We start from the raw sequence: 10635 nt of genomic DNA, 5'->3' as shown, positions 1-10635 counted from the left end.
GCGCGGGGGGCTCGGGGGCGGGGTCGGGCGGGGCGGGGCGGCGCGGCGCCCCCCCCCCCCGCCCCCCGGGGGGCGCGGGGCGGGCCCCCCCCCCCCCGGGGGCCCCCCCCCCCCCGCCGCGTCCGCGTCCTCAGGCGACCTTGACCCACTTCGCCTCGGAGGGGACGCCGTCCGTGTCCGTGACGAAGAGCATGTACCAGCCGGGCGGCACCAGCGTGGGGTCGTCCGGCACGGTCACGCTCACCTTGCCCTCGCCCTTCTCCAGGCCCAGTTCGATGGAGCGCTGCTCCACGTCGGTGGTGTGGGTGACGGCGCTCGGCCGCATCAGCCGGGCGGTGGCGATCCGGTCCGCGTCGGCGCTCCGGTACGTGACCGTCGTGCCGCGCTCGGCGTCCTGGGGGCCGTCCCCGATCACCGGGCGCTTGTCCTTGCCGCGGTGCAGTGCGGGCGGGGTGTAGACCTCCATCCGCTGCTCGAACTTGCCGAGCTTGGTGTTGTCCTTGTCGCCGTAGAGCGAGTCGGAGCCGAAGGTCGCCACCCGCCCGTCGGGCAGCAGCAGCGCCTCGGAGTGGTAGTTGCGCCCCACGGTCGGCTCGGCCGCCTCCTTGAAGGTGCTGGACTTCGGGTCGTAGAACTGCGCCTTCAGGATGTTGCTGGCCCCGCGGCCCCGGTAGTCCTCCGACCCGCCGCTGGTGAAGACGGTGTCGTCGGGCATGATCACGCTGTTCAGGTAGCGCGTGCCCTGCGGCAGGTCGGGGCCCGCCTCGAAGGCCGGGTTCTCCTTCTTGAGGTCGATGACGGCCGTGCGCGCCGTGGACTTCTTGGACTCGCCGACCCCGCCGCCGCCGAGCACCATCACCTTCTGGTCCTGGACGGGCGGCAGCATCAGCGAGGCCGCCGTCTCCAGCTGGTCGGTGTCGGTCAGGCCGGGGACCTTGGTGAAGGTGTTCTTCTCGATGTCCCAGATCCCCGGCTCGCGCCCCTTGTCCGCCGGGCCGTAACCGGCGTTGGCCCCCGGGTAGAACAGCTTGCCGCCCTTGGTGAGGAACAGCGCCGGATAGGTCGGGAAGTAGTGGAAGGGGCCCTTGGACCACTTCTTGGTCTTCGGGTCGTAGATCTCGTTGTCGCCCGGCAGGATCGCGCCGACGTCGTCGAGACCGGAGACGGAGAGCACCCGGCCGTCCTCCAGGCCGACGAGCGTCGGGTACCAGCGGGCCTCCTTCATGGGGTCGACCTTGATGTACTTCTCCGCGGTGGGGTCGAACTCGTAGGCGGCGCGGATCCCCTGGAAGTCCTGCTTGTCCATGGTGATCTTCTCGGCGAGCCCGTAGGAGTTGTCGGCGTCCTTGCCCTTCAGCCCGACGATCTCGTACTGCGCGGCGCCCGCCGCCACCGCCTCGGGCCCCTCGTCCACCGCCTCGACGAAGACCCGCTGCTCGGCCGCGGTCACCTTGGTCTTCCACGGCTTCATCTGGCCGCTCTCGAAGTAGTCGACCTCGAACTCGCGCTTGGCCTTGGGCACGGTGACGTCGAACTTGGCGACGTACTCCTTGCCGGAGGCCGAGCGGAAGACCGTGCCCTTCTTCAGCTTCAGCGGCTTGTCCGGGTTCTCGTTCTTGACCCGCATGCCGCCGCCGGCCCGCTTCACCTTGTCGTCGAGCACCTCGTAGCGGGCGGTGCCGCCCGCGATCAGGAGGCGGCCGTCAGGGAGCTGGGCGTGGCCGCCGCAGAAGAAGTCCTCGGGGGTGGGGATCTTCTGGAAGGTGTTCTCGGCCGGGTCCCACAGCACGGTGTCGAAGGTGCCTTCGTCGAAGTGCTTCTGGTCGTTGCCGGAGCCCGCGACGATGAGGACCTTCCCGGTGTGCAGGAGCGCCGCGTGGATGGCGTTGGTGCGGTACTCCTTCGGGATGTTCACCTGCTCCCAGGAGCCGTACTCGGCCTTGTAGGCGGGCTGGTCGATCTTGTACGCGTGGTACCTGTCCTGGGCGAAGGACAGTGCGGCGGGCGCGTTCAGTCCGGCGAGCAGCACCACCGCGCCGCCGCCCAGAAGCGTCTTCTTCGTCCTCTTCGAAGGCCGGTAGGCCATGGCTCAGTTCCCTCCTGCGGTGGTGGTGGCGGTGGTGCCCGCCGTCGCGGTGGTGGTGGACGGCGACGGGGCCGGGGCGGTGGGGACGTACGCCGCCCCGGAGGCGGGGGGCGCGGGGACGGGGACGGCGCGGGCGGTCTCGGCCCGCCTCTCCTGCCGGGCGGTCCAGGCCCACACGGCGACCGGGGCGAGGGAGATCGCCAGGCCGAGCGCCGCCCAGGTCCGCATCGCGGCGTGGGTGTGGTCCAGGACGACGGACGCGGCGAGCGAGGAGAGCAGGACCGCCGCCCAGAAGAGGTGGATACGGAAGGTGAGCAGCCGGTCCGGGGACGCCTGGCCGCCCTTGGGCGTGACGACGAACCGGCCGTCGGTCCGCAGCACGGCCGAGCCCAGCGACCTCAGGTAGATGGGGGCGGAGAGCGCGGACATGGCCATGCCGGCGAGGCCGCCGGAGCCCTCGGGCTCGTGGGGCGAGACGTTGTGCCGGCGGTTCCAGAGGTAGAGGCCGATCTGGAGCGCGGCGGCGTCGCTGTAGAGCATCAGCCAGATGGAGGCGGCGACCTGGGTGCCGGAGGCTCCCAGCCAGAGGAACAGCACACAGCTGAAGACGCCGAGCAGCCAGTTGACGGCGGTCATCGGGTAGTAGACGAGCATCAGCGTGTAGCTGAGGAGGCGGCCGGGGGGCACCCGGAACAGCGCCTTGCCGTACTGCTTGAACAGCGTCTCGTAGGTCCCCCGCGACCAGCGCATCTGCTGGGTGAAGAAGTCCGTCCAGGAGGCGGGGCCCTCGCCCACGGCGAGCACGTCGGGGGTGTAGACGGACCGCCAGTGGCGTCCGGTGCGCGGGTTGCGGCGGCGGTGGATCTCGAAGCCGGTGGCCATGTCCTCGGTGATCGAGTCGTAGAGGCCGCCGACCTGCTTGAGCGCCGCGATGCGCACGACGTTGTTGGTGCCGACGAACATCGGGGCGCCGTAGCGGTTGCCCGCGCGCTGGATCAGGGCGTGGAAGAGGAACTGCTGCGACTCGGCGGCCTTGGTGACGGCCGATTCGTAGTTGCCGTAGACCTGCGGTCCGACGACGAAGGCGACGTCCGGGTCGCGGAAGTAGCCCATCATCCGCTCCAGGAAGTTGGGCATGGGCACGTGGTCGGTGTCGACGGAGGCGAAGAAGTCGTAGTCGTCGCCGTGCAGCGCGATCCAGGCGTTGTAGTTCCCGTGCTTGGTCCTCGCCTTGTGGACGCCCTTGTCACGGTTCCACTCCGGAACCCCGCGCCGGGTGAAGTGGTGGACGCCCAGCTCGGCGCAGAGCATCCGGGCCCCTGGGTCGTCGCCCTCGTCGAGCAGCCAGACGTCCAGCGGGCCGTCGTGCACGAGCCGCACGGCCCCCTTGAGGGTGGCGCGGACCATGGAGAGCGGTTCCTTGCCGGGGACGTACGTGGTCAGGAAGGCGACCCGGGTGCCGGGCTCGGGCGTCACCGGGACCGGATCCCGCGCGACGAGGGTGGCGTGCGCGATGGAGACCACGTTGACCAGCATGAACAGCTCGATCAGCGCGATCGACACGAGCATCGCGGTATCGGCCGCGACCAGCCAGGGCTCCCCGTTCTCCCGCTCGGTCCAGTGCGTGGGCCAGACCAGGTACAGCAGGAGGACGCCGGTGAGCACCGGGGCGAGGGTCATCAGCAGGACGGCTCTTATTCGGTGCTTCTCCGTCGAGAGCAGGCTCTTGTACCGCACCCGGTACCCGGTCGGGTCCGGCTCCGTGAGCGGTCCCGCGAGCCGGCTGTAGGTGTCGTAGTCGTAGCCCTCCGACCGCACCGTGCCTCCCACTGTCGAACGGGTTGATATCCCTACAGAAGGGGACGGCTAACGGTGTGTCGACTTGGCAGGTCCGAGTGAGCGGTTTTTGGTCCGGAGCCGCGAAAACCCCCGGCCGTGTGGCGCCGGGGGCTTTTCGGGTGAACGCGACAGGACCCGCGCGGACGGGTCGTCAGGTGGCGAGGTGGCGCTCCACGGTCTCGACCTTCGAGGTCAGTCCGTCGGTGACGCCGGGCCGGATGTCGGCCTTCAGCACCAGGGAGACGCGCCCGGCACGGGCCTCGACGGCGGCCACGGCGCGTTTGACGACGTCCATGACCTCGTCCCACTCCCCCTCGACGGAGGTGAACATGGCGTCGGTGCGGTTGGGGAGCCCGGACTCGCGGACGACCCGTACGGCGTCGGCGACGTACTCCCCGACGTCCTCGCCGACACCGAGCGGCGAGACGGAGAAGGCGACGATCATGCGCTGACCGTGCCCTCGCGGCGGGCGCGGGCGGCGATGACGCCGTCGGCCTCGTACTTCTTGAGGAGCTTGTCGCCGTAGAGCCCGCCGAAGGGGACCAGGGACAGGAGGAAGAAGAGCGCCACGCGCCCCAGCGGCCACTTCGCCTTCACCCAGACGTCCAGCAGGAACACCGCGTAGATCACGAAGAGCGCGCCGTGGATCAGGCCGAGCGGCATCATCAGGAAGTCGATGTCCGAGACGCGGCTGAGGATCGACCCGAAGAGGATCAGGGCGGGGAAGGACAGCGCCTCGGGAATCGAGATGAGGCGCAGCCGGTGCAGGGCGGAAGCGGTCTTGATGTCCACAGGGGCACCTTCGGTGAGAGGGGTCGCGTGGGCTTGTGAACGCACGCACAAGCCGTCCCCATTGTGGCATCGTGCCGGGACTCCTCCGGAGTCGGGGGCCGCCCGCGGGGCGCCCGTCCGCGTCGCCGCATATCAGGGCCGGTCCGGGCGCGCATCCGGGGAGTGCCGGGGGCGTGACGGTTCCGTGGGCCCTGGCCCGGCGGCCGGGTGGGGGGCTACCGTCGTGGCGTGGCGATGTTCCGACTCCAAGGCGGCAAGACGCTCGCCGTCGAGCTGACCGGCGATGCCGTCAGGGCGAAGAACGGCTCGATGGTCGCGTACGACGGCCGGATGGCCTTCAAGAAGCTGTCCGGCGGCGGTGAGGGCCTGCGCGGCATGGTGGCCCGCCGGCTGACCGGCGAGCAGATGACGGTGATGGAGGTGTCCGGGCGGGGCACCTGCTATTTCGCCGACCGGGCGAGCGAGATCAGTCTGGTCGCGCTGCACGGGGACACCCTGTACGTGGAGGCGAGCAACCTGCTGGCCACCGACGCCGGGCTGCGCACGGGGACCACGTTCACCGGGCTGCGCGGCGGGGCGAGCGGCAACGGGCTGTTCACCACCACGGTGGAGGGGACCGGGCAGGCGGCGATCACGTCGGACGGCACGGCGGTGCTGCTGCGGGTGTCGCCGCAGTATCCGCTGACGGTCGACCCCGGCGCCTACATCGCCCACCAGGGGAGGCTCCAGCAGCACTTCCAGGCGGGGGTGAACTTCCGGACGCTGATGGGCGAGGGCTCCGGCGAGGCGTTCCAGATCCGCTTCGAGGGCGACGGCCTGGTCTACGTCCAGCCCAGCGAGCGCAACACGGTCGGAGGCGAGGTCTGATGCCGTTCCGGGAGATCAACTCCAAGATGGTCGAGGCCGTCCTCGCCCCGGGCCGGAAGGTGTTCAGCCAGCGCGGCGCGATGCTGGCGTACCGGGGCGAGGTCTCCTTCACCCCGAACATCCAGGGCGGCCAGGGCGGCCTCGCGTCGATGATCGGCCGCCGGGTGGCGGGCGAGGCGGTGCCGCTGATGACGGTCGAGGGGTCGGGCACGGTGATGTTCGGCCACGGCGGCCACCACGTCCAGGTGATCGAGCTGTCCGGCGACACCCTGTACGTGGAGGCCGACCGGCTCCTCGCCTTCGACGGGACGCTCCGCCAGGGCACGATGTTCATGGGTTCGCAGGGCGGGGTGATGGGCATGGTGCGCGGCCAGGTGAGCGGCCAGGGCCTGTTCACCACGACGCTCACGGGACACGGTTCGGTGGCGGTGATGGCGCACGGCGGGGTGGTCGAGCTGCCGATCGCACCGGGCCGGGAGGTCCATGTGGACCCGCAGGCGTACGTGGCCCACCACGGCGAGGTCCGCAACAAGCTGTCCACGGCGGTGGGCTGGCGGGACATGGTGGGGCGGGGCTCCGGCGAGGCGTTCCAGCTGGAGCTGAGCGGGAGCGGTGCGGTGTACGTCCAGGCGTCGGAGGAGAAGCTGTGAGCACGCCCGTGGTCTTCGATCCGATGACCCTGCCCTCGGACGACAACGTCAACGCCTACACCTTCTGCGTGGAGCTCAAGGGGAGCCGGTGGTTCCTGCAGAAGGGGAAGATGATCGCCTACTACGGGCAGATCGGGTTCGACGGCATCGGCCACGGCCGGTTCGAGCGGCTGGTGCGCTCCAGCTTCCATTCGCCGCTGCACGCGAGCGACTGGGTGGTGGCCGAGGGCAGCGGGAAGATGCTGCTGGCGGACCGGGCGTTCGACGTGAACTCCTTCGACCTGGAGGACGGCAACCTCACCATCCGGTCCGGGAACCTGCTGGCGTACCAGCCGACGATGGCGCTGAAGCAGTCGATCGTGCCCGGGTTCGTGACGCTGATCGGCACGGGGAAGTTCGTGGCGGCGTCCAACGGCCCGGTGGTGTTCATGGAACCGCCGCTGCGGGTCGATCCGCAGGCGCTGGTGGGCTGGGCCGACTGCCCCTCCCCCTGCCACCACTACGACCACGGCTACATGACGGGGGTGATGGGCGGTGTCCGTTCGTTGACGGGGATCGGCGGGACGTCGGGCGAGGAGCACCAGTTCGAGTTCGTCGGAGCGGGCACGGTGCTGCTCCAGTCGTCCGAGGCGCTGATGGCGGAGCAGGCGTCGGGCGTCGTGCCGAACGAGCCGGGCGTCCCGGGCGGCGGCGGGGGTCAACACGGCTCCGCCCCGCGCATGCCCGGCCAGCTGGGGGACCTCCAGCGCCGCTTCGGGTGGTGAGCGGTAGTCTGCGGAGTGTGACGTCGAACGCCTGCGCCCCGGCGCCGGTGCGTACCGACGGGCCCGTCGCCTCCCCGGCGGACCGGGGGTGCCGGGTGTCACACCTCCCCATTTCGTCCGGCTTTCAACTTCTTAGGTAGAATCCACGTATGGAGACCGAGACGGCCACCCGCTGGCTGAGCGACGCGGAGCAGTGCGCCTGGCGCACCCACCTGGACGTCAGCAGGCTGCTGACGCACCAGCTGGAGAAGGACCTCCAGCCGTTCGGCCTGACCATGAACGACTACGAGATCCTGGTCAACCTCTCCGAGTCGGACGAGCAGCGGATGCGGATGAGCGATCTCGCCGCCGCCACCCTCCAGTCCAAGAGCCGGCTCTCGCACCAGATCACCCGTATGGAGACCGCCGGACTGGTCCGCCGCACCCACTGCGAGTCCGACCGACGCGGACTGTTCGCGGTCCTCACCGAGCACGGCGCGGAGACCATGCGCACGGTCGCCCCGCACCACGTGGCCTCGGTGCGGCAGCACTTCATGGACCTGCTCTCCCCCGAGGCGCTGGCCGAGCTGCACGCGGCGCTGACCCCGATCGCGGACCACCTGCGCGGCAAGCGCGGCAAGCTGTAGGGCGCGCGGCGCGGGGGCCGCCGTCCCGCGCACCCGCGTCCTCGCCGGGGGCCGGCCGGGCTACGTACGCCGGGCCGGACGCGGCAGCCAGAGGCGGAAGGCCGCACCGCCCCCGTCCGCCCGGTGCACCGTCAGCCTCCCGCCGTGGCGGGCGGCGACGTCCCGGGCGATGGCGAGCCCCAGGCCGGCCCCGCCCTCGTCCCGGCTGCGGGCGTCGTCGAGCCGGACGAACCGCTCGAAGATCCGCTCCCGCTCCTCCTCGGGAACGCCCGCCCCGTCGTCCCGCACCTCCACCCGTACGCCGCGCCCGTCCGCCGCCACCGACACCGCGACGCCCGCCTCCGCGTGCCGCTGGGCGTTGTCGAGCAGGTTGCCGACCACCCGGGCGAGCTGCCCGCGCGACCCGTGCACCTCGAACGCCCCGCCCTCCGGAACCTCCACCGCCACCGGGATCCGGTCCCCGGTGCGCTGCGACACCTCCTCCCGCACCAGCGCGCCCAGCTCCACCGTCCCCCCGGCGGGCCTCTCCCCCGCGTCCAGCCGGGCCAGCAGCAGCAGGTCCGCCGCCAGCGCCTGCAGCCGTACGGTGTCGGCGACCGCGCCCGGAAGGTCCAGCAGCTCCGGGTGGGCCTCGGCCACCTCCAGCTGGGTGCGCAGCGAGGCGATCGGGGAACGCAGTTCGTGCGAGGCGTCCGCGACGAACCGCCGCTGCCGCTCCACGGACGCCTCCAGCACGGTCAGCGTCTCGTTCGTCGTCCGGGCGAGCCGGGCGATCTCGTCTCGGGAGTCCGGCTCCGGCACCCGGCGGGAGAGATCCTCGGAAGCGGTGATCGCCGCCATCTCGCGCCGGATGCCCTCCACGGGCCGCAGCGCGCGGCGGGTCACCAGCCAGGTCACCCCGGCGACGACCATCAGCAGCAGCGGCAGTCCGGTCAGCATGGCCCCGCGCACCGTGTCCACCGCCTCCTGCTCGGCGGCGAGGGGCGCGCCCGCGTACACGGTGAGGGTGACCCCGTCGGGGGTGGTGGCCTCGACGGCGGCGAAGCGGTAGTCGGCGGTGGTGCGGTCGACGGTGGCGGTGCCGTCGGAGAAGTCCGGGTCGTCGTGGGAGACCTGGCCCCGGCCGGGGCGGGCCTCCTCGCCCCCGTCGTCGTCGCTGTCGCCGTCGTCGTCGCCGGGCGACGGGGAGGCGGCCGGGGAGGCCGCGGGGACCGGGGTGACGCCGCTCGTGCCGGTGCCGGTGACGGCCCGCAGCTCCTTCGAGACGAGGACGACGCGGTCCTCCTCGTCGACCACCTGGACCGGATGGTCCTCCTCGTCGTCCGGCTCCACCTCGCCGTAGGGGGTGCCCGTGGCCAGCTCCCCGGCGATCTCGCGGGCCACCACCTCGGCCTGGAGGTCCGCCTGGTCGATCAGGTTGGCCCGCAGGACGAGGAGCACGGCGAGGCCGGCCCCGACCAGGGCGACGGCGACGACCAGGGTGGCGCCGAGGGCGGCCCTGGCCCGGACGGACCTCACCGCGCCTCCAGCCGGTAGCCCGCGCCGCGCACCGTGCGGATGGCGGCGGCGCCCAGCTTGCGGCGCAGGGTGGAGACGTAGACCTCGACGATGTTCGGGTCGCCGTCGTAGGCGAAGTCCCAGACGTGCTCCAGGATCTCGGCCTTGCTCACCACCTGCCCGGCGCGCAGGGCGAGTTGCTCCAGCACGGCGAACTCCTTGGCGGTGAGCGGGACTTCCTCCTCGTCGCGGAGCACCCGGCGGGCGGCGGTGTCGATGCGCAGGGGCCCGACGGTCAGGACGGGCGCGGCGGTTCCGGCGCCCCGGCGGCGCAGCAGGGCGCGGACCCGGGCGACGAGGACGACGTAGCTGAAGGGCTTGGTCAGGTAGTCGTCGGCGCCGGTGTCCAGCCCCTCGGCCTCGTCGTACTCGCCGTCCTTGGCGGTCAGCATGAGGATGGACACCTCGTGCCCGGCGGCGCGGAGGTGGGAGCAGACGCGGTAGCCGTTCATGCCGGGCAGCATGATGTCGAGGATCACCAGGTCGTAGCCGCCCTCGCTCGCACGGTGCAGCCCCGCCGGCCCGTCGTGCACGACATCCACGGCGAAGCCCTCTGCGGTGAGTCCCCGGGCCAGGGACACCGCGAGACGCTTCTCGTCCTCCACGATCAACAGGCGCATGCGCACAGCCTCGCAAACTCCACCTGAAGACGCCTTCAGCCGGCTTCAGGCTGCGTTCAGCATCGGGTCGGCAGGGTGGAACCCGTCGAACAGCACAGCAGCTCCCGGGAGGAACCTCATGAAGCGCAACGTCACCATCGCGGCGATCACCGCGGCCGTTCTGATCGGCGGCGCCACCGCCGGCACCGTGGCCTTCGCGGACAGCGACGACGACCGTACGCCCGCCGGGAGCGCGAGCAGCGTGGGCGCCGCCGACGACAGGACGTCCGACGACACGTCCGACGACGGCGCGGACGACGCTTCCGAGGACCGGGACGACGACCGGGCGCCGGGCGCCGCGAAGAACGTCCGGGTCACCCTCGACCAGGCCGTCGCCGCCGCGCTGAAGAGCGTCCCGGGCACCCTCACCGGGGCCGAACTGGACGAGGACGACGACCGCGACGGCCGGGCCGTCTGGGAGCTGGACGTACGCGGCTCCGACGACAAGTGGCACGACGTCACGGTGGACGCCGCCTCCGGCAAGGTCCTGAACACCCGCGACGACGACAACGACGACCGCGACCGCCACGCGCCCCGCTCGTCCGCCGTCACCCTGGACCGGGCGGCGGCCGCGGCCCTGAAGACCGCGCCGGGCACGATCACCTCGATCGACCTGGACGACGACGGCGACGACGACCGCCGGGGCGGGGTCCTGCGCTGGGACGTCGACGTCGAGGGCGAGGACGGCAAGCAGCACGAACTGCGCGTGGACGCGAAGACCGGCAAGGTCACGGTGGACCACGACGACGACCGCGACGGCGACGACCGGGACGGCGACGACGACTGATCCCGTCC

Annotated in this window: 11 protein-coding genes; 5 read left to right on the top strand and 6 right to left on the bottom strand. The window is 71.7% G+C overall.

Annotation, left to right across the window (positions count from 1 at the left end; translation table 11 throughout):
* Window positions 1-130: 130 nt before the first annotated feature.
* The 4 genes from ACH4K1_RS21325 to ACH4K1_RS21310 form a co-directional block, all read right to left on the bottom strand.
* Window positions 131-2086, bottom strand: coding sequence for a galactose oxidase-like domain-containing protein (locus tag ACH4K1_RS21325; RefSeq protein WP_398090834.1), 1956 nt, complete (start codon window positions 2084-2086; stop codon window positions 131-133).
* Between the two features lie 3 nt (window positions 2087-2089).
* Window positions 2090-3904 carry a glycosyltransferase family 2 protein gene (locus tag ACH4K1_RS21320; protein ID WP_398090833.1) on the bottom strand — a complete coding sequence of 605 codons (1815 nt, stop codon included), beginning with the start codon at window positions 3902-3904 and terminating at the stop codon, window positions 2090-2092.
* Between the two features lie 172 nt (window positions 3905-4076).
* The gene (locus tag ACH4K1_RS21315) at window positions 4077-4370 is read right to left on the bottom strand and encodes an MTH1187 family thiamine-binding protein (RefSeq protein WP_228990128.1); all 294 of its coding nucleotides are present in this window, start codon (window positions 4368-4370) and stop codon (window positions 4077-4079) included.
* Complete coding sequence (locus ACH4K1_RS21310; protein WP_228990129.1) at window positions 4367-4717, bottom strand: DUF3817 domain-containing protein; 351 nt, start codon at window positions 4715-4717, stop codon at window positions 4367-4369. The genes ACH4K1_RS21315 and ACH4K1_RS21310 overlap by 4 nt, the downstream gene beginning before the upstream one ends.
* A gap of 234 nt (window positions 4718-4951) precedes the next feature.
* Between ACH4K1_RS21310 and ACH4K1_RS21305 the strand changes: the two genes are divergently transcribed.
* The 4 genes from ACH4K1_RS21305 (at window position 4952) to ACH4K1_RS21290 (ending at window position 7624) form a co-directional block, all read left to right on the top strand.
* The gene (locus tag ACH4K1_RS21305) at window positions 4952-5584 is read left to right on the top strand and encodes an AIM24 family protein (RefSeq protein WP_398090843.1); all 633 of its coding nucleotides are present in this window, start codon (window positions 4952-4954) and stop codon (window positions 5582-5584) included.
* Window positions 5584-6234, top strand: a complete 651-nt coding sequence (locus tag ACH4K1_RS21300) for an AIM24 family protein (protein ID WP_398090832.1) — start codon at window positions 5584-5586, stop codon at window positions 6232-6234. Before ACH4K1_RS21305 ends, ACH4K1_RS21300 begins: the two co-directional genes overlap by 1 nt.
* Complete coding sequence (locus ACH4K1_RS21295; RefSeq protein WP_398090831.1) at window positions 6231-6998, top strand: AIM24 family protein; 768 nt, start codon at window positions 6231-6233, stop codon at window positions 6996-6998. Before ACH4K1_RS21300 ends, ACH4K1_RS21295 begins: the two co-directional genes overlap by 4 nt.
* A gap of 149 nt (window positions 6999-7147) precedes the next feature.
* Window positions 7148-7624 (top strand): MarR family winged helix-turn-helix transcriptional regulator, encoded by a 477-nt coding sequence (locus ACH4K1_RS21290; protein ID WP_398090830.1) that lies wholly within the window; start codon window positions 7148-7150, stop codon window positions 7622-7624.
* A 60-nt stretch (window positions 7625-7684) separates the two neighbouring features.
* Here the strand turns inward: ACH4K1_RS21290 and ACH4K1_RS21285 are convergent, their stop codons facing one another.
* Together ACH4K1_RS21285 and ACH4K1_RS21280 are read right to left on the bottom strand one after the other, a co-directional pair.
* Window positions 7685-9142 (bottom strand): ATP-binding protein, encoded by a 1458-nt coding sequence (locus ACH4K1_RS21285; protein ID WP_398090829.1) that lies wholly within the window; start codon window positions 9140-9142, stop codon window positions 7685-7687.
* Entirely contained in the window at window positions 9139-9801 is a 663-nt protein-coding gene (locus tag ACH4K1_RS21280; RefSeq protein ID WP_398090828.1) for a response regulator transcription factor, read from the bottom strand. The genes ACH4K1_RS21285 and ACH4K1_RS21280 overlap by 4 nt, the downstream gene beginning before the upstream one ends.
* Window positions 9802-9919: 118 nt before the next feature.
* Here ACH4K1_RS21280 and ACH4K1_RS21275 point away from each other — a divergent pair, with 118 nt between their 5' ends.
* Complete coding sequence (locus ACH4K1_RS21275) at window positions 9920-10627, top strand: PepSY domain-containing protein (protein WP_398090827.1); 708 nt, start codon at window positions 9920-9922, stop codon at window positions 10625-10627.
* The last annotated feature ends 8 nt before the right edge of the window (window positions 10628-10635 follow it).

The sequence above is a fragment of the Streptomyces sp. NPDC017448 genome, from assembly GCF_044330565.1.
Taxonomy (GTDB): Bacteria; Actinomycetota; Actinomycetes; order Streptomycetales; family Streptomycetaceae; genus Streptomyces.
The sequence above is the reverse complement of the archived record's forward strand: the minus strand, read 5'-3'. Positions and strand labels throughout refer to the sequence as shown.